The organism is Paraburkholderia sp. 22099, from assembly GCF_052045835.1.
Classification (GTDB): Bacteria; Pseudomonadota; Gammaproteobacteria; order Burkholderiales; family Burkholderiaceae; genus Paraburkholderia; species Paraburkholderia terricola.
Genome location: NZ_JBQEPU010000033.1, coordinates 36,443 through 59,095, shown reverse-complemented (window position 1 = coordinate 59,095; position 22,653 = coordinate 36,443). Strand labels below are relative to the sequence as shown.

Here is a 22,653-nt window from a genome sequence, read left to right as displayed (position 1 = left end):
CTTTTATTCATTCCGACAGCAGTGTCGACGACTGTGCGTTGCCTATCGCTAGGCCGCAGGGAAAAGCTTTGACGAATTTCGCAAGCGCAGAAAGCAACACAGATTGGAAGTTGAGCACAATACAGGACTTTCCATTTTCATTTTCGAGTGAGGTTGAAATGAAAAAAGTGATAGTAGCAGCGGCTCTTTCCGTTGTCGCGGCTTCAGCCTTAGCAGCGTTTTTCTTCAGTGCGGACGCGAGTGTCGGTTCCAACGGAGCACTGACCGTGGCCTTTGACGAACGCGGGCTGGGCAACGCCGATGTCAGCTATACGCTGACGGCGAGCGGTACCGCCGTGTATGCCTGCATCAATGGCGGCGGCAACCATCCCCAATCCACCAATAAGGTGGGCCCATCGCCTATCAGCGCCAGTCTCACAAACGTAAAAGTAAAGAATGGCCGTGTCGTATCCAGCATCACAGTAGAGCCGCCGGGGCCGGGAAGCTTTTCTTGCCCATCCGGACAGAGTTCAGTGCTGGCGTGCGTAAGCTACACCGATGTCCTGCTTACCGATACGACAAATAACCTCGAAGTCGTTCCGACCGGAACAACCAGCAGGACATTTATAAGCGCCAAGGGAATCAGTTGCGCTTGATGCTATCCGACCTGCCAACCTAAATGCAAACACAAAATTCAGACGTAGGGGACCGCCGAACTTCAACCGAATCTTGGTCAGGATTGGGTCTGTACCAGAGCAATGGCATTCACTAATTGATTTGTTCTGCGTCGTTCAAAACAGGAATGTAAATCCGAATCCATACGAGGACACGCTCCTGGCAAAACGGGGTGCTACGCGACCGGCCGGGAGCATGATGAAGTGAATGGGATCTGCCCAATCTTCTGCGCCCTGGCGGCGTCGTCTGCGCCAGGGTTCTCCGTCCTGCCCATCCCTTGCTCCCTGGATGAATCGTAGTTGCTTCCCCGTCTAACCCACCGCCCCCGCCACCCGCACTCCCTCGCGAACTCCCGCCCCCTGTTCCCCCAGATCCCAAAACAACCCCGCCATGATCTGCAACGCCTGCCGTGCAACGCTACCCAGCAAATGCTCATTCGGCGCATGCTGCGAGCACGCGGCATACGAATGCGGCACCCACAGCGTCGGCAAACCGAGAATCTCCGCGAACACGTCGTTCGGCAGCGACCCGCCCAGGTTAGGCAAAAGCGCCGGCTCCTCCCCTGTGGTCGCCTGAATCGAAGCGAGTCCCCAGCGCACCCACGGATCGTCGGGATCGAGCCGCGTCGCCTGCATCGGCGTGCCGCTCGTCGTGACCTCGATATCGGTGAAGCCGTGCATGTCCAGGTGCTCGCGAATGTGCCGCAGCAGGTTCTCGCTATCGCTGCCGACCACGTAGCGCAATTGACAGTGCGCGAACGCATAGCCCGGAATCGCATTGACCGGCGACTCGGGATTGCCGGTCTTGAACGCCAGCACTTCGAGCGCGTTCCAACCGATCAGCCGCTCGACGGGCGAGAGTCCCGGCTCGCCCCAGTTCGGATCGATCTCGGGATCGTTCGGACCGCCGCCGACCTCGATCGAGCGCAGCGCGTCGCGCACGCTTTGCGGCAGCGATTCCGGCAGCAGCGTCTTGACGAGAATCCGCCCCTGCGCGTCGACCATCGTGGCGAGCGCGTTGGCGAGGCGGATGCCGGGGCTGCGCAGGAGGCCGCCCCAATTGCCCGAATGATGCGCGCCCTCGCGCAATTCCAGCCGCATCGTGAAGTTGAAATTGCCGCGCGAGCCGAGGAAGATCGTCGGCCGCGACGCCGCCACGCGCGGACCATCCGACGCGATGAACAGGTCCGCCGCAAGCGCCTCGCGATGGTCGGCGCACACGCTCGCGAGGCCGGGCGAGCCGGTTTCCTCGCCCATTTCGATGATCGCCTTGACGTTGTAGCCGAGCCGGCCGCCGCGCGCGTCGATCACCTGCGCGAGCGCGGCGAGGTTGATCGTGTGCTGCCCCTTGTTGTCGGCCGTGCCGCGTCCATACCAGCGGTCGCCGTCCACGACGATACGCCACGGGTCGAGCCCCGCGCGCCACTGCGCGTCGTAACCGGGGACCACGTCGCCGTGTCCATAAGTCAGCACGGTCAGCGCCGACGGGTCCTCGATTCTTTCGGCGATCAGAAACGGGCTCTTGTCCGGAATCGGGTTGTCGACGATCTGCCAGGTGAAACCGAGCGCCTCGAGTTCCGGCACCATCTGCTCATGCAGGTACGCGTAGAGTGCAGGCCGGCTCGACGCCAGTTGGCTTTCCGTATGCAGCGCGACGCGTTCGGCCAGTACGTGCATGAAGCGGCCGTCGTCGAAATAGGAGGTAGCCATGTCGATGGCGTGGCTGCGGTTCATCGTGTCGATCTCCAGTAAAAAGTAGGTGTTCAGGCCGCGTCGCGGTTCAGTTCGGGCAGGCCGAGGCCCGGCTCCGGCGTCAGCACGGAGGACAGCAGGGTCCGCGTGTACGGATTGCGCGGATTGGCGAAAATGTCTTCGCGGCTCGCCTGTTCGACGATGCTGCCGCGATACATCACGGCGACGCGGTCCGCGAGATGTTCGACCACGCCCAGGTCGTGGCTGATGAACAAATAGCTCAAGCCGAACTCGGCCTTCAGGTCGAGCAGCAGGTTGAGAATTTGCGCCTGCACGGAGACGTCGAGCGCGGAAGTCGGTTCGTCGCAAATCAGAATGCCGGGCCGCAAAATCAACGCGCGGGCAATGGCGACGCGCTGCCGCTGTCCGCCGGACAACTGATTCGGGTACTGCCGGTGCGTGCGTTCCGGCATGCCCACGAGGTCGAGCATCCGTTTCACTTCGGCGGCCTGGCTCGCGCGTGTGCCGCGACGGTGCAGCAGCAAGGGCAGGCCGACGATCTGCGCGACGGTCTTGCGCGGATTGAGCGACGAATACGGGTCCTGAAAGATCGGCTGGATCTTTTGCGCCATTTGCAGCGACGCGCGCGGGTCGATCTGCTGGCCGTCGATCAGCACGCTGCCGGTGGTGGGCGCGAGCAGGCCGAGCAGCATCTTCGCGAGCGTGCTCTTGCCGCATCCCGATTCGCCGACCAGACCGAGCGTCTCGCCGCGATAGAGCCGCAGCGACACATCGTCCACGGCCTTGAACAGGCGCGGCGCGCGAAACAGTCCGCGGCCCAGTTCAAAGGTGCGGCCAAGCGCGCACAACTCGAGCGCGATGTCGTTTCGCGCAGCGTTTCCCGCTGATGCAGCGGGAGAGGGCATGACGGCATTCATCGCAACACCTCCTCGGCGCACGCTTCGGCCAACATGCAGCGGGCGTGATGACCGGCCTCTGTTTCGACGAACGGCTGCGTTTGCGCGCAAGCCTCGCGAGCAAGCGAACAGCGGTTGCGAAACGCGCAGCCGTCGATCTCGCCGACGAGCGAGGGCACGACGCCGGGAATCGCATCGAGATGACTTCCCGGCGCCGTCTTGCCGCGCACGGGAATGCTGTTGAGCAGGCCGCGCGTGTACGGATGATCCGGCCGCGCGAAAAGTTGCGCGACGGGCGCGGTTTCCACCACCTGTCCCGCGTACATCACGGCGACGCGATCGGCGATTCGCGCGACCACGCCCAGGTCGTGTGTGATGAACAGCACGGCGGTGCCGAATTCACGCTGTAAATCGCGCAGCATGCGCAGGATTTGCGCCTGGATCGTCACGTCGAGCGCGGTGGTCGGTTCGTCGGCGACGATCAGATCGGGTTCGCACATGAGCGCCATCGCGATCATGACCCGTTGGCGCAGGCCGCCCGAGAGCTGATGCGGATATTGGCCGAGCCGCTCGGCGGCGTTGGCGATGCCCGTGCGTTCGAGCAGATAGACAGCGCGGTCGCGCGCCTCGCGGCCCGATACGTTGCGATGTTGCCGCAGTCCTTCGCAAAGCTGGTTGCCGAGCGTGTACGACGGATTTAGCGACGTCATCGGCTCCTGGAAGATCATCGCGATGCGGTTGCCGCGCAGCTTGCTCATCGCGCGGTTGTCGAGCGTCTGCAAGTCGATGCCGTCGAACGCGAGCCGGTTCGCGCGCCGCGTCGCGCGACGCGGCAGCAGGCCCATCAGCGCGAGCGAGGTCATCGATTTGCCGCAGCCGGATTCGCCGACGAGACACAGCATCTCGCCGCGCTCGATCTGGAAGTCGATCCCGCGCACCGCGTGCAGCATGCCGTTTGGCGTGGGCAGATCGACTTGCAGGTTGTTGACGTCGAGCAATACGTCCATCGTCTGTCTCCTCGTTAGCGGCCGTCGGGGGTGGTCAGATCGCGCATGCCGTCGCCCACCAGATTGATGGCGAGGACCAGCACCGCGAGCGCGCTGCCCGGAATCAGGATCACCCACGGCTGGAAGAACATGTACGCCTTGCCTTCGGAAATCATCAGCCCCCATGACGGCATCGGCGGCGGCACGCCGAGACCGAGAAACGACAGCGTGGCTTCGAGCAGGATCGCGTGCGCCATTTCGAGCGTCGCCACGACGATCAGCGCGCTCATGATGTTCGGCAGCAGTTCGCGCAACAGGATGTAGAACGTGGATGCGCCCACGGCCTTGGCCGCGGCGATGAATTCGGCGTCGCGCAACTGCTGCGTGACGGAGCGCGATACGACCGCGAAGCGGTCCCACAGCAGCAGGCCGAGCAGCAGGATCACAGTCTTGAGCGAACCGCCGATCAGCGACGACATGGCGAGCGCGACCAGCACGACCGGCATCGCGAGCCGCGTCGTGATGACGTAGCTGATCAGGCCGTCGACGCGGCCGCCGAAATAGCCGGCGAGTACGCCGAGCGTCGTGCCGATCAGCCCCGAGATGGCTGCCGCGGCCGCGCCGATCATCAGCGAGACGCGCGCGCCGTACAGCAGCCGGCTCAGATAATCGCGGCCGAGTTTGTCGGTGCCGAGCGCATGCAGCCAACTGCCCTTGGCGTGCCACACCGGCGGCAGCAGACGGCGCGACAGATCCTGGCCGTAGGGATCGTGCGGCGCGAGCAGCGGTGCGAACAGCGCGGCCATGACGATGATCGCGAGGAGCGTCGCGCCGATCGTCAGACCGTGCTGGCCGAGCACACGGCGCAGCGCGCGGCGCCACGGCGGCACCGGCGCGGTGTCGACGCGCAGCGCGGGCAAGGTGGGGGAGTGCGATGCCATGAGCCGTTCCTAGCGAGTGCGGATGCGAGGGTCGAGCGCCGCATTGGCGACGTCGGCGAGAAAGGTCAGCGCGATATAGAACATGGCGATGATCAGCACGACGGCCTGCACGACCGGAAAGTCGTTGCGGGCGATGGCGTCCCATGCGAGCTGGCCGAGACCTTGCAGCGAGAACACCGATTCGATCACCACCGAACCGCCGAGCATGAAGCCCAGTTCCACGGCGGCGAGCGCGACCACCGGAATCAGCGCATTGCGCAGCGCATGCTTGAACACGACGCGAGCCGGACTCAGACCCTTGGCGCGCGCGGTGCGAATGTAGTCCGCGCCGAGCACGTCGAGCATGCCGGCGCGCGTGAGCCGCATCATCGCGGGCGTCGCGTAGTAGCCGAGCGCGATGGCCGGCAACACGAAATGCTGCCAACTGGCGTTGCCCGCCACCGGCAGCCATTTGAGGCCGACCGCGAAGACCAGGATCAGCGTGAGGCCGAACCAGAAGCTCGGCATGGCCTGGCCGATCACCGCGATCAGCAGCGCGAGGCGGTCGACCCAACTGTCGCGGTAGAGCGCCGCGATCACGCCTAGCGGAATCGCGACCAGCACCGCGATCAGCAGCGCAATGCCGCCAAGCTTCAGCGTGATCGGCAGGCGCTCGGCGATCAGTTCCATTACCGACGACTGGAAGAAGAACGAGCGGCCGAAGTCCAGATGAACCGCGTGCCACAACCAGTCGACATACTGCGCGGTCACGGGACGGTCGAGGCCGTATTGCACCCGCAGCGCGTCGACCTGCGCAGCGGTCGCTTCCGGTCCCGCGATCGCGGTCGCCAGGTCACCGGAGAAGTGCAGCAGCGCGAAGCTGACGATCGACACGGTCAGCGCGACCGCGATTGCGAGACCGAGCCGGCGAAGCACGTAGGCAAGCATGAGCGCTCCAGCAAAGTGAGGTAACGAAACAGCGCGTCGGCAAAACGCGCGCGCGGCTTATTTCCAGCTCGCCTCGTAAAAGCGCGGCAACTCGTCGGGATACGCCTTGAAGTTCAGCGACGACGTAAAGGCATAGTTCGTCGAATAGGAAAAGAGCGGCGCCCAGTACGCTTCCTTGCTGATGCGGTTGAGCGCCTGCGCGTAATCCGCCTTGCGGACCGCGGGATCGTTCGACGTATCGGCGGTATCGAGCCACTTCGCCACGGTCGCGTCTTTCGCGCTGTCGTCGGGGCCGCCCTTGAAATAGACGCTCACGAAGGCGGACGCATCGTTGACCGAGAACGAACCCCACGCCTGGAACGTCAGCGGCGTCTTGCCGGAGCGCTGCGCGGTGCGCAGCGCGGCGTACTGCAAATAATGCAGCCGTGCGTTGATGCCGACCTTGCGCAAGTCGCCGATCAACGCCTCCGCGTATTCGCGCTCGCGATACGCATAGAGATCCGTTTCGAAGCCGTTCGGATAACCGGCGGCCTTCAGCAACTCGCGGGCTTTCGCGGGGTTGTATTCGTACTTGACGACGCCCGACGTATCGCAGCCGAACTGCGTGCGAAAGCACGCCGCGTAGACCGGCTGGCTGCCGCCGCGCACCAGATCCTTCGAGAGCGAGGCGCGGTTGATCGCATAGTTGACCGCCTGGCGCACGCGGGCGTCCTTGAACGGCGAGTTCGGCGCGGAGGTGCCGGCGGCGTCCATCGACAGATAGCCGACCCGCATGGTCTCGCCGCCGATCACCGTCAGATCCGGCGACGCCTTGAGCGAATCGGCCTGGTCGGCGGGCACGCGCCAGATCCAGTCCACCGCGCCGGTCATCAATTGCGCCGAGCGCGTTTCGGGATCGGGAATCACGACGAACTTGACGGTGCCGATCTTCGGCGTGCCGAGCGGGCTGCCCTTGAAGTAAGCGGGGTTCTTCACCATCGTCACGCCGACGCCCGGCGTGACGGCGGTGATCTTGTACGGACCGGTGCCGATCGGCGCCTTGCTGAAGCCTTCGAGGCCGACCTTCTTGAAGTAGGCCGCGGGATAGATGGGCGTGGGGCCGGCGAGATATTCGAGCGCCGCCGGGAACGGCGCCTTCAGGTTGATGCGAACCTGGTAGTCGCCAACTTTCTCGGCGCTCCTGATCCAGTCGGTGTTCTGCCGCGTGACGACCTTCGAGTCGGGCGAGACCACGTAGTTGAGCGTGAAGACGACGTCGTCGGCGGTGAACTTGTCGCCGTTCTGGAACGACACGTCGCGGCGCAGATCGACCAGCAGCGCGGTCGGCGATTCCCATTTCCACGCGGTGGCCAGTTCCGGCTTGTAGCTGCCGGTGGCGGGGTCGCGGTAGACCAGCGTGTCCCACACCATGTGCGCGACGATCACGCCTTCGCGCAAATTGTTGTGATAAGGCGAGATGTTCTCGGGCTCGCTGTCGGACGCGTAAATGAGCGTGTCGTTCGACTTGCCCGCATGGGCATGCAGCGAAACCGACAGGCAAACAGCGAGCAGCGCGAGGCGCAAGGGTTCGGCACGACGATTCATTGCAAGCTCCCATGAAGAGGTTGCCGCCACGACGCGACGATTCACGTCATGCGATCACAGGAGAAGACTAATCGGGGAATTTTGTTGCGACTATTATCGAAACAATAAATCTCCGTTGCCGAAATGGCATCGCACACGCGGCATCGCACACGCAGCATGGGACGACCGGCATGAAACATCACCATCTTCAGGAAACCTCGCTGCGCTATTTTCTCGAGGTCGTGCGATGCGGCTCGATCAGTGAAGCGTCGACGCGGTTGAATGTTGCCGGCTCGGCGATCAGCCGCCAGATCGCCAACCTCGAACAGGCGCTCGGCACGCCGCTGTTCGAGCGCCGGCCGCGCGGCATGGTCGCGAGCGCGGCGGGCGAAATGCTCGCCGCTTACGCGTTTCGCATGGCGCTCGAAGCGGACCGGCTGGTGCAGGACGTCGATGCGCTGCAAGGCTTGCGGCGCGGCCTGGTGCGGGTCGCGACCTCTGAGGGCTTCGCGATCGAGTTTTTGCCGCAGGTGATCTCTGACTTCCGCGAAAAGTATCCGGGCATGATCTTCCAACTGTTGGTGAGCGCGCCGGCCGAGGTGACGCGGCGCGTGCGCAAGGGCGAAGCGGACATCGGCGTGACGTTCAGCCGGACGCCGCAGAGCGAAATCAAGGTCGAGCACCGGCAGGCGGCGCCCGTCATGGCGGTGATGCGCCGCGGCCATCCGCTCGCGCGCTTCGAACAGGTATCGCTGTCGCAAGTGAGCGCTTATCCGCTCGCACTGCCCGACACCGGCACGACGATCCGGCAAGTGTTCGATATCGTCGCGAGCCAGTTGCGCCTCGTGATCGAGCCCGTCGTGGTGAGCAACTACATCGTGTCGCTCCATAATTTCGCGCTGGCGTCGGACGCCATTTCGATCGCGGGCGAAGTCACGGTTCGACACCGGCAACTGCGCGGCGAACTGGCGGTGATTCCGATTCATGACCTCGGCATGGACGCGCGCTGCATCGAATTGCAGACGCTCGTCGGCCGCACGCTGCCGAAGGTCGTGCAACTGTTTCTGGAGTTTCTGCGCGGCCGTTTCGCGGAAGCCGAGGCCGACAGCACGCGTTAGCGCATCGCGCTTCGCACGCGTTGCGGGTGCATCGCGTACCCGTTGTCCACCCCATTGCAACGGTTTTTTTTCCGTGAAACACTGCGCTCCATCTGCTGTGCCGGATTGCATTCCGGTATATCGGACAGCCGCGCATGAGCGCCTCAGCGTCGATTCAATCGCGCCGACCTTCTTTCTTTCCGAGCGGAACCCAAAATGAGATTTGTCAGAGAAAGCGCCAGATTCGCTTGTTTGTTCGCTGTGACCGGTCTGCTCGTGTTCGCCGGTTGCACGAAGGTCGCGCCGTCGGATCAGCCTGGGGCCGCGGCCGATTCGACGCTGAAACAGGTGCTTCAGCGCGGGACGTTGCGAGTCGGCGATTGCCTGACGTTTGCGCCGTTCGGCTTTTATGACAAGGATGGCCAGCCCGATGGCTACGACGTCGATCTCGCGAAAGAACTGGCGAAGCAGATGGGCGTGAAGCTCGAAGTCGTGAATACGACGAGCGCGAACCGTATTCCGAATCTGCAAACCAGCAAGGTCGACGTGGTGTTCTGCAACTTCACTCGCAATCTGGAACGGGCGAAGGAAATCGCGTTCACCAATCCGTATGTGGTGGCGAGCGAAGCGCTGCTCGTGAAGAAGAGCAGCGGCATCAAGTCCGTCAACGACATGGCGGATCGCACGATTGCCACCGTCAAGGGTTCGACCAATGGCGACGAAGTGCGCTCGCTGAACATGAAGGTGAAGATCCAGGAATTCGACAGCTCGCAAGCCGCGATCCTCGCGGTGAAGCAGGGCCAGGCCGACGCGATGATCGAGGACAACAACTTTCTCGCGTATCAGGCATCGCTCGATCCGAACCTGACCGTGACCGACGAAGCGCTGGTTCCGCTCGAATACAACGCATTCGGCGTCAAGGCGGGCGATCAGATCTGGCTCAACTACCTGAACCTGTTCCTGTTCCAGATCAACGCGTCGAAGATGAACGCGCAACTCTACAAGAAGTGGTTCGGCGCAGAGCCGCGCTTTCCGCTGAATCCGCAATACTGATCGGCGGTGGGCCGAATGCCGCGCGAGAGACGGAGGAATCATGAGCTATGAATGGGTGACCCTCGCGGGTTATTCGAACGATTTCGTTCGCGCCGCGTGGCTGACGCTCCAGGTCACGTTGCTCGCCTTCGCCATCGCCATGCTGCTCGGCTTGCTGACGGCGCTCGCAAGCGCAGCGCGCATCAGGTTGTTGCGAGTGGTCGCGCGTGTCTATATCGAGGCGATTCGCAACACGCCGGTGCTGCTGCAAATCTTCATCGTGTTCTTCGGTCTTCCTTCGCTCGGCGTCACGCTTAACGCCTATACGGCCGGTGTGATCGCGCTGGGCGTCAACGTCGGCGCTTATCTGGCTGAAGTGTTTCGCGCGGGCATCCAGTCGGTGCCGCGCGGCCAGTTGGAGGCCGCGTCGATTCTCGGGTTGGAACGCTCGCAGATTTTCATGGAGGTCGTGCTGCCGCAGGCGGCCCGCGCCGTTTATCCGGCGATCGTGAATAACCTGATCCAGCTTTTGCTCGGCACCTCGCTGCTGTCCGCAATCGCGTTGCCGGAGTTGAGCGGAACCGCGACCGTCATCAATGCGCGCACGCTGCTCTACATTCAAACGTTCGCGATCACGCTCGCCGCGTATCTGGTGCTGAGCAACGTGCTGTCATGGGCGGCGGGCCAGCTCGGCGCGCGGATCTTTCATCCGCCGCTCGTCATGAAGAAGCGCGCGCGCCGGCTGTTCTTCGCCGCGCGGCAAGCCGACCGCACGTAAGCGCCTCAACCGGAGATCGAACATGTCTAGCGACTTGCTGTTGACCAGCCTGTCGATCCTGCTGCAAGGATTATTGATGACGTTGCTGCTTTCAGCGGCATCGATCGTCGGCGGCACGCTGATCGGACTGCTCGCGGCGGTATTGCGCTCATTCGGGCCGTGGGGCACGCCACGCATCGCGCGGCTCTACACGGAACTGTTTCGCGGCACGCCCGTGCTGATCACGCTGATGTTGATCTATTTCGGCGTGTCGTATTTCGGCTATGCAATCGACGTGTTCGCGGCGGGAGCGTTGGGTTTGAGCATTTATCAAGGCGCCTATATCGCCGAGGTGTTCCGCTCGGGTATCGAGGCGGTCCCCAAGGGCCAATGGGAAGTCTCGCAGATTCTCGGCCTCAGCAAGACGCAAACGTTCTTTTCGGTGGCGCTGCCGCAAACCGGGAAGATCGTCATGCCGCCGCTCATCGGCCAGTATCTGTCGCTCATCAAGGATACGTCGATCGTCAGCATGATCGGCATGTCGGAGTTGATGCACGGCGGCCAGGCCATCGTCGACCGGGTCGGAAAGCCGGTCGAAATCTATGGACTGGTCGCCGTGCTGTATTTCATCGTGTGCTTTCCGCTATCGCAGTGGGTGCGCCACCATGATCGAAGAAGGAGCGTGTTGTCATGACCAGCGTCATTACGTCGAAGCCGATCATCAATCTTGCCGGCGTCAGCAAGTCGTTCGGCGCCACGCAGGTTCTGAAGAGCATCGACCTCGACGTTAGCCCAGGAGAAGTCCTCGTGCTGATCGGCGCGTCCGGTTCCGGAAAAAGCACGGTGCTGCGCATCATGAGCGGTCTCGAAACCGCCGATGCGGGCGAGGTCTGGGTCAATGAAGTACCGCTGCACGACGCGCGCCGCGCGCGCGACATTCGCGGCCACGTGGGCATGGTGTTTCAGCAGTTCAACCTGTTTCCGCACAAGACCGCGCTCGGCAACGTGACGCTCGCGCTCATCAAGGCGCGCAAGATGAGCGCGGCGGACGCGCGCAAGCGTGGGCTCGACGCGCTCGATCGCGTGGGTCTCGCCGATCGCGCCGAGCATTACCCGAGCCAGCTTTCGGGCGGCCAGCAGCAGCGCGTGGCGATCGCGAGGGCGTTGGCCGTCGAGCCGGGCATCATGTTCTTCGACGAAGCCACGTCCGCGCTCGACCCCGAACTGGTCGGCGAAGTCACCGAGGTCATGCGCGGCTTGGCGCGCGACGGCATGACGATGGTTGTCGTCACGCACGAGATGGGCTTCGCACGCAAGACCGCTGATCGCGTCGTGTTCATGGACAAGGGTGTGATCGCGGAGCAGGGCGCTCCCGAACAGATTTTCGTGAATCCGCAGAACGAGCGCACGCGCCAGTTCCTGCATCGCGTACTCGACCACTAACGAAAACCTGTCGCCGACGGAGTTGAATGCATGCCTGCACCTGAATCATCGAGGGCGAGGGGAGTCGACCGCGTTGTCGGCATACTCAAGCAGTTGCATATCGCGCGGCGTCCGCTGACGATGCGCGAGTTGATCGAAGCGACCGGTGCGCCGCGTTCGAGCATCTACGAACTGGTCACGATTCTCACGGAAGCGGGATGGCTCGAAACCGCCGCGGACGGCAGCGTGTTTTTCGGCCGCGAGATGCATTACTACGGGTCCGACTATGCGGTGCACAACGATCTGATCAGCCGCGCGCATCAGGCGATTCTCGCGCTGGTCCGCAATCACGACGAGACCGCGCAACTGTGCATGCTCGAAGGCAACAAGTACACGGTGGTGTTGTCGGAGAACAGCTCGCGGCCGTTCAATATCAGTTCCGACATCGGCGTGAAGGTGCCGATTCCGTGGACCGCAACGGGCCGCCTATTGCTCGCGCACCTGCGCGCGAACGAGATTCGCGCGTTGATTCCAGACGAAGACTTCGTGCTCGACAATGGCCGGCGCGTTGAATTCGAGGTGTTTCTCAGCGACGTCGAACGCGCGGCCGAACTGGGGTACTGCTGCACCGAAGGGCTCTCGCACACGTTTCGCTACTGCATGGCAGCGCCCATTCGCGACCGCTCGGGCCTGGCCGTGGCCGCGCTTTGCTTCATGACGAGCCGCGACACCGCGCCGGAAAAGCGCGCGACGATGCTGGAAGATCTCATTCGCTCCGCCAAGGCGTTATCGCAGCCTTATGCGCGGTTGTAACGGTCACGAGTCGTTTGGTTTTTTTTGCCCGGAGCATTGCTCAAGCGCTGCGGCTTCCAGGTCTGCGCCGGGTTTGTCCGCTTCCCTTGCATGATCTTCTCCTTTCATCGACGGAGTATGTCGCCCGGCATGGGTAGTCGCCCCATGTCGTTTGCTCCATGGAAACGCGCCGCGACGCAAAAGACAATAAAGACGCGTCAACCACCAGGAGAACGACATGCTCAGATTTATCTTTCTTTGCGCTGCACTGCTTTTCGCCGGCACGCCCGGCTACGCGGCGATTCAATTCGAGGACGGTTGGGACAGTCAGGAGAACAGCAACGTCGCGCAATACACGAAGTCGGAGGCGACGGAGTATTTGCGGAACAAGAGCACGGCGCTTCAGAAGATCATCGACGGTCCACAGGCCTGCGTGCTGGAAGTGACGAAAGGCTGTCATCAACCCGGCGACGCGCACTTCACGGTCAACGGCGCGAAGTCCACTTCCCGATGCAAGGTGGACAGCATCTATGTCGGCTCGAAGAGCGACCATGTCGCTTGTCCATAGAAGCACGGGCGACGCGCGGCGCGTCGCCTAGCGGCGTGGCGGCGGGGCGCCCGGCTTGCGATCTCGGCCCTCGTTGTCGCGGCGCTCATCGCCATCCTTATGCTCATCGGCATCCCTGTTGTCGATGAACGGCGAATCGGTGTCGGTGCCGCCTTCGCTCAGCGCCGTGCGCGCGGCCTCGGCCAGTTTTTCATACTGCTTGCGGAAACGGCGTAGATCTTTTTCGTCGAGTTCCTCGAGATCGAGCAGCGCGTTGTGCGCGCCTTCCATTGCGCGGATCAGTTCGTCGAGCTTGATCTGCATGGCGGCCGTATCGCGGTTCTGCGTGTTCTGAATGAGGAACACCATCAGAAACGTGACGATCGTGGTCGATGTGTTGATCACCAGTTGCCATGTGTCGCTGAAGTGAAACAGCGGGCCGGTCAATCCCCAGGCGACCACCAGCCCAACGGCGACGACAAAAGTGGTGGGCCGTCCAGTCATTGTCGAAAGGTAGCTGGAGAACCTCGAAAACCATTTGCCGTTCATCCTGATCTCCGTTATTCGGTTTGATATACGGGATCATGGCATAGACGGCGGCGTGGCTTTCCTTCCCATCGGCGCTCATGCAAGGCACCGGCCGCCCAGTTGCATGGGGGCGGTCGGCGATTCGTCAGACTGACAGGAACTAGGGCGCCACGAAAAAGACATCCGTGCGATTGGACGTGTTGCCCGAGTTGGTTTGAACGAAGAACGAGAGGAACGACGTGCCTCTTGCATCCAGGCCCGAATAGTCACCGAGGAAGAATCCGCCGGCAACGGGCGCGGTCATCATGTCGAACGGACCGGACAGCTTCAACTCACTGCCGAAACTGGCGCCGCCGTTGGTCGAGGTGGTCTGCCAGTAGTTGGTCGGCAGCGTCGTCGTGTTGCCCGCCGCGAGGTCGCGGAAATCGTAATACGTGACGGCGACTGTTCCGGCCGAATTGACGCGAACCGACGGATTGAACGCGGGTTTTCCGGAGGGCGTGTTCACGCGAATCGGTGCGCTCCACGTCCGCCCGCCATCCGTCGACGTCGACAGTGCGATCTCGTCGTACTGGCCGCCGTTGAAACGCGAGTCCTGCCAGACGACATAGAGTTGCCCTGTCGTCGGATCGATCGCCGGTTCGGGGATGATGTCGCCGGTGCGTACCGGCTGTCCCGTGTTGGGGTCCGTGACCGATACGGTTTGCAGACCCGAGATGATCTGCGGCTTGCTCCATGTGGCGCCGTCGTCGGTCGACCTGACGAACGCGACCTTGCCGGCCGCCTTGCTGAACGGCGGGCTGATCAGATCGAAGAAGTTGTACAGCGTGCCGTCCTGCGAGTTGACCACGATCTGATTGCCGATCGTCTGCTGGCGCGCGGGGGTGTCCACGATGACTGACGGTGAACTCCAGGTCACGCCGCCGTCGACGGTCCTCGCGAACATCGCCGGGCCCCGGAAGGCGGCGGTATGCAGGTTGGCGTAGGGGTTGCCGTTCGGCAGTTCGAGCCGGTCCCAGACCGCATAGGCCACCCCGGCCTTGATGGGATTCGCGGTCACCGATTCCTTGTCGTTGAAGAATTGCAGTGTCGGCTCATTGTCGGCGATGAGAACACTCAGATTCCCCCAGCTCTGACCGCCGTCCCGGGAAACGGCCGCGCCCACCGCATTGCTGTTGTTGGACTGGTTAAATGAAATGGACACGGAGTAGGCGGTGCCGTCGGGACCGATGGACACCCACGGGTCGGAAGCGCGCTCATATCCAAGACCGTTGGCGCAAGCGCTGAAGGGCAGCGGCGTCTGTCTCCACGTCAGGCCGCCATCGAACGAGAAGCCTGCCACGAGTCCATGCGCGCCGCCGTTCGACCATCGGTCCTGTTGCCAGACTCCGATGAGATTGGAAGGATTGGTGGGATTCACGGCCAGCCACGGTTCGACCTCGGCGTTCACGTAGAGCGTGCCGGGCCCGCCAATGTTGCAGCTTGCAAACGGACTGGCGCCCGAAACAAGCGTGGGCGCAGCCCAGCTCGTGGTGCTGGCCGCCAGCATGACGGCGAACGGAATTCCGGCCAGATACTGAACAGACTTGTTGCGTCGCATGAAAGACTCCTTTTTATATGCGACCCATAACAGTTGGAGCGGCAGCTTCCACGCAGCCTGAAAAGGAGAGATTCGCATTGCTCGGCTCGGCTGATACGCCCGCGATGAAACGTCTCGAAAGCGCCCGCCTGGTTCGCCATTTTTTTCGTCGGTTCTACTGCCGCTTCAATGCTACGGGCCGCAAGCGCTGGATACCGTCAGCGCGTCGGCTACGGACTTCGTTACGAACACGGTCTGCGTTGCTGGCCTATGGACGTGCGTCCGCCTTGGCGTCCATTTGCGCTAACGACAACCATCAGGGATTGAAAAGAATTTAGGTCGTACGAACCGCGCCGCCAGCGATTTTTTGTAACATGCCGCGCGGCGCTGCGGCGCGCAACGCTGGCGGCCCGTGTCCACACAATGAAAATGCATGGGCAGCGCGAGCGCGCGAGATGCTATGGGAAACGAGGCGAAGTAAACGAATGGAACATGTTGCGTCACAACGCTGGTTTGCCCGAGCGGGGAATGCGCGCGGTGCAGCATAAGCCCCGTGCGTCTCAGCCAATAAAAAAGGCGGCACCCAAAAGTGCCGCCCCCTCAAACCTTCCCGCCATACCGCCGCGGTTACCGCACCTTGCCCGCCTTCCACGCGGACAGCAACTGCTCGTACTTCACCGTTTCGCCCTTCGGCTTTTCGTTAGCGAGCTTCTTCCACGGCGCGTGCTGATCGGACAGCCACTTCGACGGATCGCTTTCCGCATTCAACTGCGGCGCGCACACCTTCATGCCCGCGCGCTGCAGCCGGCTCATGACCTGGTCCATTTCCTTCGCGAGATTATCCATCGCGGCTTGCGGCGTCTTTTCGCCCGCCACCGCGGTCGCGACGTTCTTCCACCACAATTGCGCCATCTTCGGATAGTCCGGCACGTTGTTGCCGGTCGGCGTCCACGCGACCCGCGCCGGGCTGCGGTAGAACTCGATCAAACCGCCGTACTTGTCCGCGTTCTTGGTGAAGTAATCGCTATGAATGTCGGAATCGCGAATGAACGTGAGACCGGTGATCGACTTTTTCAGCGACACGCTCTTGGACGTCACGAACTGCGCATACAGCCACGCGGCGGCGCGCTGGTTCGGCGGCGTGGACTTGAAGAACGTCCACGAGCCGACGTCCTGGTAGCCGTTCTGCATGCCGTCCTTCCAGTACGGACCGTGCGGCGACGGCGCCATGCGCCACTTCGGCGTGCCGTCGGCATTGGTCACGTTGCCGGGCTTGAGCATCGACGCCGTGAACGCGCTGTACCAGAAGATCTGCTGCGCGATCTTGCCTTGCGCCGGCACCGGGCCCGCTTCGCTGAACGTCATGCCCGAGGCTTCGGGCGGCGCGTATTTCTTCAGCCAGTCGATGTACTTCGTCGTCGCGAAGACGGCGGCCGGGCTGTTGGTGCCGCCGCCGCGCGAGACCGATGCCCCGACCGGATGACAGCCATCCGGCGTCACGCGAATGCCCCATTCGTCGACCGGCATGCCGTTCGGAATGCCTTTATCGGCTTCGCCCGCCATCGAGAGCCACGCATCGGTGAACCGCCAGCCGAGCGACGGATCTTTCTTGCCGTAATCCATGTGCCCGTAGACCTTCTCGCCGTCGATCGTCTTGACCTCGTTCGTGAAGAAATCGGCGATGTCCTCATACGCGGACCAGTTCACCGGCACGCCGAGTTCGTAGCCGTATTTCGCCTTGAACTTGTCCTGCAAGTCCTTGCGCGCGAACCAGTCGGCGCGGAACCAGTAGAGGTTCGCGAACTGCTGGTCGGGCAACTGATAGAGCTTCTTGTCGGGCGCCGTCGTGAAGCTCGTGCCGATGAAATCCTTCAGATCGAGACCGGGATTCGTGTACGGCTTGCCTTCGCCCGCCATGTAGTCGGACAGCGGCACGATCACGCCATAGCGATAGTGCGTGCCGATCAGATCCGAATCCGAGATCCAGCCGTCGTAAATGCTTTGACCGGATTGCATCGACGTCTGCAGTTTTTCGACGACGTCGCCTTCCTGGATGATGTCGTGCTTCACCTGAATGCCGGTGATTTCAGTGAACGCCTTGGCCAGCGTTTTCGATTCGTACATGTGCGTGTCGATCGTTTCCGACACCACGTGAATCTCCTTCACGCCCTGCGATTTCAGTTTCGCGGCCGTGTCGACGAACCACTTCATTTCGTCCATCTGCTGCTGCTTCGACAGCGTGCTCGGCTGAAATTCGCTGTCGACCCATTTCTGCGCCTCGGGCATGCCGGCCAGCGCCGCGTGGTTCGCAAAGGCCCCCGCGACAATGCCCGCGACCGCGAGCGCGACGATCCGTCTCCTCTGTTGCATGGTCTTCTCCTGTGTCTCCACACCCCTTGGATCATCTTCCTGCGCCCGCCCGGGGCATCAACGGGAGCCGGTATTTTTTCAGTTGCGCCGCGGCGTCAGCCTTTCCACATGATCGCCAGAAGCACGAGCATCGAGGCCGCGAAGCCGGGCCACGCGTTCGCGCCTTCGGCGCCGATGCCGATCCACGCGAGGTTGATGTACGCGGCGGTGAGAAGGCCAATGAACAGCCGGTCGCCGCGCGTGGTGGCGATCGGCAGAAAACCCTTGCGCTCGATGGTGGGCGAACGGAGTTCCCACACGGTCATGCCGGCCAGCATCAGCACGACGCAGCCGAAGAAGATCGCCACCTCGGGCGTCCAGTACATCCACGTCAGCATCACACTCTCCCCATTGCGAAGCCCTTGGCGATGTAGTTGCGCACGAAGTAGATCACCAGCGCGCCCGGCACGATGGTGAGCACACCCGCCGCCGACAGCACGCCCCAGTCCATGCCCGCCGCCGACACCGTGCGCGTCATCACGGCGGCGATCGGTTTCGCGTTGACGGTGGTCAGCGTGCGCGCGAGCAGCAGTTCGACCCAACTGAACATGAAGCAGAAAAACGCCGTCACGCCCACACCCGATTTGATCAGCGGCAGGAAAATCTTCACGAAGAAGGCGGGGAACGTATAGCCGTCGATATAAGCGGTCTCGTCGATTTCACGCGATACGCCGGACATGAAGCCTTCGAGAATCCACACCGCGAGCGGCACGTTGAACAGCATGTGAGCGAGCGCGACGGCGATATACGTGTCCATCAAACCGACGCTCGAATAGAGCTGGAAGAACGGCAGCAGGAACACGGCGGGCGGCGTCATGCGGTTGGTGAGCAGCCAGAAGAACATGTGCTTGTCGCCGAGAAAGCGGTAGCGCGAGAACGCATACGCGGCGGGCAGCGCGACCAGCACCGACATCACCGTGTTCATCAGCACGTAGATGATCGAGTTGATGTAGCCCCAGTACCACGACGGATCGGTGAAGATCACCTTGTAGTTCTCGAAGGTCACGTGATGCGGCCAGATGGCGAACGTCGACATCGTTTCCTCGTTGGTGCGCAACGAGATCGACAGCATCCAGTAGAGCGGAATCAGCGCGAACAGAATGTAGACGAGCAGCACCAGCGTGCGCGTCCAGCGGCGGTCATTGCGCATGGTCGTCTCCGGTGGCGGCCGCGGTGCCCGTGGTGGCGGGGCCGCCCTTGCCGACGCGCTCCATCCAGTTGTAAAGGATGAAACACAGCAGCAGGATGATCAGGAAATAGATCAGCGAAAAGGCCGCGGCCGGGCCGAGGTCGAATTGGCCGACCGCTTTTTGCGTCAGATACTGGCTCAGGAACGTGGTGGAATCGCCGGGGCCGCCGCCGGTCAGCACGAAGGGCTCGGTGTAGATCATGAAGCTGTCCATGAAGCGCAGCAGCACCGCGATCATCAGCACGCCGCGCATCTTCGGCAACTCGATGTAGCGGAACACGGCGAAGCGGCTCGCGCCGTCGATTTCGGCGGCCTGGTAGAACGCGTCGGGAATCGCGCGCAATCCGGCGTAGCAGAGCAGGGCGACGAGCGGCGTCCAGTGCCAGATGTCCATCACCAGCACGGTGACCCACGCGGCGGTGGGGCTCGCAGTGTAGTTGTATTCGATGCCCGAGACGTTGAGCACGTAACCGAGCAGGCCGATATCCGGGCGGCCGAAAATCTGCCAGATGGTGCCGACCACGTTCCAGGGAATCAGCAGGGGCATGGCAAGCACGACGAGCGCCGCCGACGCGCGCCAGCCCGAGGCCGGCATCGCCAGTGCAAGGCCGACGCCGAGCGGAATCTCGAACAGCAGCACGCACGCGGAAAAGATGATCTGCCGGCCGAGCGCGCCGCGCAGGTCGCCGTCGTTCATGATCGCGCGGAACCACTCGGTGCCGACGAACACATGCTGCGTCGGGCTGATGATGTCCTGCACCGAATAGTTGACCACGGTCATCAGCGGCAGGATCGCGGAGAACGCGACGCAGATGAACACCGGCACGACCAGCAGCCACGCCTTCTGATTGATGGGCTTGTTCATCGTGCGATCCTTTCGTCGTTGGCGAAGAACACGGTTTCGGGCGCGGCGAGACGCAGCCAGAGCGAGCCTTCATTCAGTTGCACATGAGGATCCACCTTCGCCTTGAACACATTGCCGTCGCATTGCGCGGTGACCAACTGGTAGTTGCCGAGTTGTTGCGTGCGCAGCAGTTGCGCCTTCACCGCGCCGGCCTCGCCGCTGTCGGCGAGGCGCACGAACTCGGGGCGGATGCCGAGCGTCAGCGTGCCGTTCGCATGCTTGAGCGTGGCGAGCGTGTTCGCGTCGAGTTGCAGGCGCTGCGAGCCGACTTTCACACCATCGGCATCGAGATCGACCGGGCACAGATTCATCCCCGGACTGCCGATGAAATAGCCCACGAACGAATGATCGGGCCGCAGGAACAGCGCTTCCGGTCCGCCTTTCTGCACGACGCGGCCATTGGTCATCACGACCACTTCGTCGGCGAACGTGAGCGCTTCGACCTGATCGTGCGTGACGTAGATGAGCGTGAGCTTGAGTTGCTGATGGATCTTCTTGAGCTGACGGCGCAGGATCCACTTCATGTGCGGATCGATCACGGTGAGCGGTTCGTCGAACAGGATCGCCGCGACGTCCTTGCGCACGAGTCCGCGCCCGAGTGAAATTTTCTGCTTCGCGTCCGCCGAGAGATTGCTCGCCTTGCGCGGCAATTCGCGCGTCATGTCGAGAATTTCCGCGACTTCATGCACGCGCTTGCGCACTTCGGCGGCGGCGATCTTGCGGTTGCGCAGCGGAAACGCGAGGTTGTCGAACACGCTCATCGTGTCGTAGATCACCGGGAACTGGAACACCTGCGCGATGTTGCGCTCGCGCGGGCTCATCGCGGTGACGTCGCGTCCGTCGAACAGCACCTTGCCTTCCGACGGCGTGACGAGTCCCGAGACGATGTTCAGCAGCGTGGACTTGCCGCAACCGGAGGGCCCCAGCAGCGCATACGCGCCGCCGTCTTCCCAGACCATGCTCATCGGCTGCAACGCGTAATCCTCGAGCGACGCGGGAGCGGGGCCGTGGTGCGCGCCGGGTTTCACACCGGGTTTCACACCATAAGCGTGCGCGAGATTCTGAAACTCAATGCGCGCCATGAGTCGCCTCCGGGCCGGACAGCAGTTTGGTGTCCGCGCCGAATATGAACAGTTCGTCGGGGTCGATGAACACGTCGAGCTGCGTGCCGAGTTCGATCTGATGCACGCCCTGCAACTGCGCGATCAGGTCGATGCCGCCGGTGTGCGTATGCAGGTGCAGGAAGGTTTCGGAACCGCTCAGTTCGGCGAGTTCGAGCCGGCACGGCACGGCGACCGATTGCGCCGTGCGCGGCGCGAGCCGCAAGTGGCCCGGGCGAATGCCGATGCGGCAGGTGCCGGCGCCGTTCGCCGCCTGCCTGACCGGCACCTCGATGCCGATCGGCAGACGCGCGGTGCCCTGGGCGGTCAGATCGCTGACGAGCATGTTCATCGGCGGATCGTTGAAAACGGCGGCCACTTCGACGCTGGCGGGCGCGTTGTAGACGTCGAGCGTCGGGCCGTGCTGCAACACGCGCCCCTTGTCGACGATCGCCGTATAGCCGCCGAGCAGCAGTGCCTCCAGCGGCTCGGTGGTCGCGTAGACCACGGTCGTCTTGCCGTCGGCGAAGAGCGTGGCGAGTTCCACGCGCAATTCCTCGCGCAGCTTGTAGTCGAGATTCACGAGGGGTTCATCGAGCAGCACCAGCGAAGCGCGCTTGACGAGCGCGCGCGCGAGCGCGCAGCGCTGCTGCTGGCCGCCGGACAGTTCGGCCGGACGCCGTTGCAGCAGATGTTCGATATGCAGCCTCGCCGCGACTTCATTGACGCGCCGCGTCACTTCGTCGGCGGCGGTCTTTTGCAGTTTGAGCGGCGATGCGATGTTGTCGAACACCGTCATCGCCGGATAGTTGATGAACTGCTGATAGACCATCGCGAGGTTGCGTTGCCGCACGCTCACGCCGGTCACGTCCCGGCCGTCGGCCAGCACGCGGCCCGTGGCCGGCTTGTCGAGTCCTGCCATGACGCGCATCAGCGTGGTCTTGCCCGCCTGGGTCGGCCCGAGCAGCACGTTGATGGCACCGGGGACGAGCCTCAGATCGACGCCGTACAGATGCGTCTGCCCGCCCGAAACGACGGTGACCCGCTCCAGTTCCAAGACCAAATTGCTCTCCTTTTTTGTGTCGCTTTTCGGTGCCGCGGTTGCTGCTGGACGTCAGATAGCCGCGCTGGCGGCGTGCGCGTTCATGGCCCGTTCAAGCGGGCGGCATTCGCCTGCGCGCCCGGCGGGCGAAACGAACTTTCAGCGCGCCGTGAGGCGAAAAGTTGCGGGCTGGAACCTTGCTTGAGGTGGTGTTGCTCATCCATTTGTCTCCGGCTTTTTTATGCCGCTGCTCTGTATGCGAGGCGGGTACTTATGTTCAGAATGGAAATCAAAACAACAAATAAGATGTTCCTTTTTGTTCGTTTACGTATAAATCGGGGTTAACCATACAAATGCGAAACATTTGTGGTCGATACCCCTTACGAGCGATGGAATAACGGATTACGCAGCCGGCATGCATGCGCGGCGGTCTGAAAGTTGGCGGTCAGCGTAGCAGAAAGAGGCGGCAAGAGGAGATCGCATGGGATGCGATATTTGGTGGGGCGTCCCGCAGACCCTTGAGCCCGCGAATCGCCATCCTCGAACCGTGTTCAACGTATGCGCGCGGGCGGCGCG

22 protein-coding genes are annotated in these 22,653 nt (G+C 62.6%); 8 read left to right on the top strand and 14 right to left on the bottom strand.

Annotation, left to right across the window (positions count from 1 at the left end; genetic code table 11):
• Nucleotides 1-68: 68 nt before the first annotated feature.
• Complete coding sequence (locus ACTJLC_RS25950) at nucleotides 69-635, top strand: hypothetical protein (protein ID WP_143031964.1); 567 nt, start codon at nucleotides 69-71, stop codon at nucleotides 633-635.
• Nucleotides 636-965: 330 nt separating this feature from the next.
• On the opposite strand, the gene ACTJLC_RS25945 is transcribed toward ACTJLC_RS25950, so the two are convergent.
• The 6 genes from ACTJLC_RS25945 to ACTJLC_RS25920 are packed head-to-tail and all read right to left on the bottom strand — an operon-like array spanning nucleotide 966 to nucleotide 7,700.
• Nucleotides 966-2,387 carry a M20 family metallopeptidase gene (locus ACTJLC_RS25945; protein ID WP_154872152.1) on the bottom strand — a complete coding sequence of 474 codons (1,422 nt, stop codon included), beginning with the start codon at nucleotides 2,385-2,387 and terminating at the stop codon, nucleotides 966-968.
• 29 nt (nucleotides 2,388-2,416) lie between these two features.
• Nucleotides 2,417-3,271, bottom strand: coding sequence for an ATP-binding cassette domain-containing protein (locus tag ACTJLC_RS25940; RefSeq protein WP_440845627.1), 855 nt, complete (start codon nucleotides 3,269-3,271; stop codon nucleotides 2,417-2,419).
• A gap of 8 nt (nucleotides 3,272-3,279) precedes the next feature.
• The gene (locus ACTJLC_RS25935) at nucleotides 3,280-4,269 is read right to left on the bottom strand and encodes an ABC transporter ATP-binding protein (RefSeq protein WP_310129563.1); all 990 of its coding nucleotides are present in this window, start codon (nucleotides 4,267-4,269) and stop codon (nucleotides 3,280-3,282) included.
• 14 nt (nucleotides 4,270-4,283) lie between these two features.
• The gene (locus tag ACTJLC_RS25930) at nucleotides 4,284-5,189 is read right to left on the bottom strand and encodes an ABC transporter permease (protein ID WP_073430815.1); all 906 of its coding nucleotides are present in this window, start codon (nucleotides 5,187-5,189) and stop codon (nucleotides 4,284-4,286) included.
• A 9-nt stretch (nucleotides 5,190-5,198) separates the two neighbouring features.
• Nucleotides 5,199-6,116, bottom strand: coding sequence for an ABC transporter permease (locus tag ACTJLC_RS25925; RefSeq protein ID WP_073430816.1), 918 nt, complete (start codon nucleotides 6,114-6,116; stop codon nucleotides 5,199-5,201).
• Between the two features lie 57 nt (nucleotides 6,117-6,173).
• Complete coding sequence (locus ACTJLC_RS25920) at nucleotides 6,174-7,700, bottom strand: ABC transporter substrate-binding protein (protein ID WP_083082669.1); 1,527 nt, start codon at nucleotides 7,698-7,700, stop codon at nucleotides 6,174-6,176.
• Between the two features lie 170 nt (nucleotides 7,701-7,870).
• Between ACTJLC_RS25920 and ACTJLC_RS25915 the strand changes: the two genes are divergently transcribed.
• The 7 genes from ACTJLC_RS25915 to ACTJLC_RS25885 all read left to right on the top strand — a co-directional run bounded on the left by ACTJLC_RS25915 (nucleotide 7,871) and on the right by ACTJLC_RS25885 (nucleotide 13,347).
• Nucleotides 7,871-8,797, top strand: a complete 927-nt coding sequence (locus tag ACTJLC_RS25915; protein ID WP_073430818.1) for a LysR family transcriptional regulator — start codon at nucleotides 7,871-7,873, stop codon at nucleotides 8,795-8,797.
• Between the two features lie 195 nt (nucleotides 8,798-8,992).
• A complete protein-coding gene (locus ACTJLC_RS25910; protein ID WP_073430819.1) occupies nucleotides 8,993-9,829 on the top strand; it encodes an ABC transporter substrate-binding protein in 837 nt (278 codons plus the stop codon).
• 40 nt (nucleotides 9,830-9,869) lie between these two features.
• Nucleotides 9,870-10,586, top strand: a complete 717-nt coding sequence (locus ACTJLC_RS25905) for an amino acid ABC transporter permease (protein WP_083082666.1) — start codon at nucleotides 9,870-9,872, stop codon at nucleotides 10,584-10,586.
• Nucleotides 10,587-10,608: 22 nt separating this feature from the next.
• The gene (locus ACTJLC_RS25900; protein ID WP_083082665.1) at nucleotides 10,609-11,259 is read left to right on the top strand and encodes an amino acid ABC transporter permease; all 651 of its coding nucleotides are present in this window, start codon (nucleotides 10,609-10,611) and stop codon (nucleotides 11,257-11,259) included.
• Nucleotides 11,256-12,008 carry an amino acid ABC transporter ATP-binding protein gene (locus tag ACTJLC_RS25895; RefSeq protein WP_310125363.1) on the top strand — a complete coding sequence of 251 codons (753 nt, stop codon included), beginning with the start codon at nucleotides 11,256-11,258 and terminating at the stop codon, nucleotides 12,006-12,008. The genes ACTJLC_RS25900 and ACTJLC_RS25895 overlap by 4 nt, the downstream gene beginning before the upstream one ends.
• A 30-nt stretch (nucleotides 12,009-12,038) precedes the next feature.
• Nucleotides 12,039-12,800 (top strand): IclR family transcriptional regulator, encoded by a 762-nt coding sequence (locus ACTJLC_RS25890; RefSeq protein ID WP_083082661.1) that lies wholly within the window; start codon nucleotides 12,039-12,041, stop codon nucleotides 12,798-12,800.
• Between the two features lie 217 nt (nucleotides 12,801-13,017).
• On the top strand, nucleotides 13,018-13,347 hold the full coding sequence (locus ACTJLC_RS25885) for a hypothetical protein (RefSeq protein ID WP_440845621.1): 330 nt from the start codon (nucleotides 13,018-13,020) through the stop codon (nucleotides 13,345-13,347).
• Between the two features lie 27 nt (nucleotides 13,348-13,374).
• Here ACTJLC_RS25885 and ACTJLC_RS25880 read toward each other — a convergent pair whose 3' ends face one another.
• The 8 genes from ACTJLC_RS25880 to ACTJLC_RS25845 form a co-directional block, all read right to left on the bottom strand.
• The gene (locus ACTJLC_RS25880) at nucleotides 13,375-13,875 is read right to left on the bottom strand and encodes a low affinity iron permease family protein (protein ID WP_310129555.1); all 501 of its coding nucleotides are present in this window, start codon (nucleotides 13,873-13,875) and stop codon (nucleotides 13,375-13,377) included.
• A 139-nt stretch (nucleotides 13,876-14,014) separates the two neighbouring features.
• Nucleotides 14,015-15,454 (bottom strand): sialidase family protein, encoded by a 1,440-nt coding sequence (locus tag ACTJLC_RS25875; RefSeq protein WP_310129553.1) that lies wholly within the window; start codon nucleotides 15,452-15,454, stop codon nucleotides 14,015-14,017.
• A gap of 606 nt (nucleotides 15,455-16,060) precedes the next feature.
• The gene (locus ACTJLC_RS25870; RefSeq protein ID WP_083082654.1) at nucleotides 16,061-17,803 is read right to left on the bottom strand and encodes an ABC transporter substrate-binding protein; all 1,743 of its coding nucleotides are present in this window, start codon (nucleotides 17,801-17,803) and stop codon (nucleotides 16,061-16,063) included.
• 95 nt (nucleotides 17,804-17,898) lie between these two features.
• Nucleotides 17,899-18,180: a DUF2160 domain-containing protein gene (locus ACTJLC_RS25865; RefSeq protein WP_073430828.1), complete on the bottom strand. Its 282-nt coding sequence runs from the start codon at nucleotides 18,178-18,180 to the stop codon at nucleotides 17,899-17,901.
• Complete coding sequence (locus tag ACTJLC_RS25860; RefSeq protein ID WP_073430829.1) at nucleotides 18,180-18,992, bottom strand: carbohydrate ABC transporter permease; 813 nt, start codon at nucleotides 18,990-18,992, stop codon at nucleotides 18,180-18,182. The genes ACTJLC_RS25865 and ACTJLC_RS25860 overlap by 1 nt, the downstream gene beginning before the upstream one ends.
• The gene (locus ACTJLC_RS25855; protein WP_083082646.1) at nucleotides 18,982-19,896 is read right to left on the bottom strand and encodes a carbohydrate ABC transporter permease; all 915 of its coding nucleotides are present in this window, start codon (nucleotides 19,894-19,896) and stop codon (nucleotides 18,982-18,984) included. Before ACTJLC_RS25855 ends, ACTJLC_RS25860 begins: the two co-directional genes overlap by 11 nt.
• The gene (locus tag ACTJLC_RS25850; protein WP_073430831.1) at nucleotides 19,893-21,017 is read right to left on the bottom strand and encodes an ABC transporter ATP-binding protein; all 1,125 of its coding nucleotides are present in this window, start codon (nucleotides 21,015-21,017) and stop codon (nucleotides 19,893-19,895) included. Before ACTJLC_RS25850 ends, ACTJLC_RS25855 begins: the two co-directional genes overlap by 4 nt.
• A complete protein-coding gene (locus ACTJLC_RS25845; protein ID WP_083082644.1) occupies nucleotides 21,004-22,098 on the bottom strand; it encodes an ABC transporter ATP-binding protein in 1,095 nt (364 codons plus the stop codon). The genes ACTJLC_RS25850 and ACTJLC_RS25845 overlap by 14 nt, the downstream gene beginning before the upstream one ends.
• Nucleotides 22,099-22,653 lie beyond the last annotated feature (555 nt).

Bases quoted from the DNA above. Each gene is read 5' to 3' on its own strand.
- ACTJLC_RS25945 (WP_154872152.1), bottom strand. From the start codon at position 2,387: ATGAACCGCAGCCACGCCATCGACATGGCTACCTCCTATTTCGACGAC.
- ACTJLC_RS25940 (WP_440845627.1), bottom strand. From the start codon at position 3,271: ATGCCCTCTCCCGCTGCATCAGCGGGAAACGCTGCGCGAAACGACATC.
- ACTJLC_RS25935 (WP_310129563.1), bottom strand. From the start codon at position 4,269: ATGGACGTATTGCTCGACGTCAACAACCTGCAAGTCGATCTGCCCACG.
- ACTJLC_RS25930 (WP_073430815.1), bottom strand. From the start codon at position 5,189: ATGGCATCGCACTCCCCCACCTTGCCCGCGCTGCGCGTCGACACCGCG.
- ACTJLC_RS25925 (WP_073430816.1), bottom strand. From the start codon at position 6,116: ATGCTTGCCTACGTGCTTCGCCGGCTCGGTCTCGCAATCGCGGTCGCG.
- ACTJLC_RS25920 (WP_083082669.1), bottom strand. From the start codon at position 7,700: ATGAATCGTCGTGCCGAACCCTTGCGCCTCGCGCTGCTCGCTGTTTGC.
- ACTJLC_RS25915 (WP_073430818.1), top strand. From the start codon at position 7,871: ATGAAACATCACCATCTTCAGGAAACCTCGCTGCGCTATTTTCTCGAG.
- ACTJLC_RS25910 (WP_073430819.1), top strand. From the start codon at position 8,993: ATGAGATTTGTCAGAGAAAGCGCCAGATTCGCTTGTTTGTTCGCTGTG.
- ACTJLC_RS25905 (WP_083082666.1), top strand. From the start codon at position 9,870: ATGAGCTATGAATGGGTGACCCTCGCGGGTTATTCGAACGATTTCGTT.
- ACTJLC_RS25900 (WP_083082665.1), top strand. From the start codon at position 10,609: ATGTCTAGCGACTTGCTGTTGACCAGCCTGTCGATCCTGCTGCAAGGA.
- ACTJLC_RS25895 (WP_310125363.1), top strand. From the start codon at position 11,256: ATGACCAGCGTCATTACGTCGAAGCCGATCATCAATCTTGCCGGCGTC.
- ACTJLC_RS25890 (WP_083082661.1), top strand. From the start codon at position 12,039: ATGCCTGCACCTGAATCATCGAGGGCGAGGGGAGTCGACCGCGTTGTC.
- ACTJLC_RS25885 (WP_440845621.1), top strand. From the start codon at position 13,018: ATGCTCAGATTTATCTTTCTTTGCGCTGCACTGCTTTTCGCCGGCACG.
- ACTJLC_RS25880 (WP_310129555.1), bottom strand. From the start codon at position 13,875: ATGAACGGCAAATGGTTTTCGAGGTTCTCCAGCTACCTTTCGACAATG.
- ACTJLC_RS25875 (WP_310129553.1), bottom strand. From the start codon at position 15,454: ATGCGACGCAACAAGTCTGTTCAGTATCTGGCCGGAATTCCGTTCGCC.
- ACTJLC_RS25870 (WP_083082654.1), bottom strand. From the start codon at position 17,803: ATGCAACAGAGGAGACGGATCGTCGCGCTCGCGGTCGCGGGCATTGTC.
- ACTJLC_RS25865 (WP_073430828.1), bottom strand. From the start codon at position 18,180: ATGCTGACGTGGATGTACTGGACGCCCGAGGTGGCGATCTTCTTCGGC.
- ACTJLC_RS25860 (WP_073430829.1), bottom strand. From the start codon at position 18,992: ATGCGCAATGACCGCCGCTGGACGCGCACGCTGGTGCTGCTCGTCTAC.
- ACTJLC_RS25855 (WP_083082646.1), bottom strand. From the start codon at position 19,896: ATGAACAAGCCCATCAATCAGAAGGCGTGGCTGCTGGTCGTGCCGGTG.
- ACTJLC_RS25850 (WP_073430831.1), bottom strand. From the start codon at position 21,017: ATGGCGCGCATTGAGTTTCAGAATCTCGCGCACGCTTATGGTGTGAAA.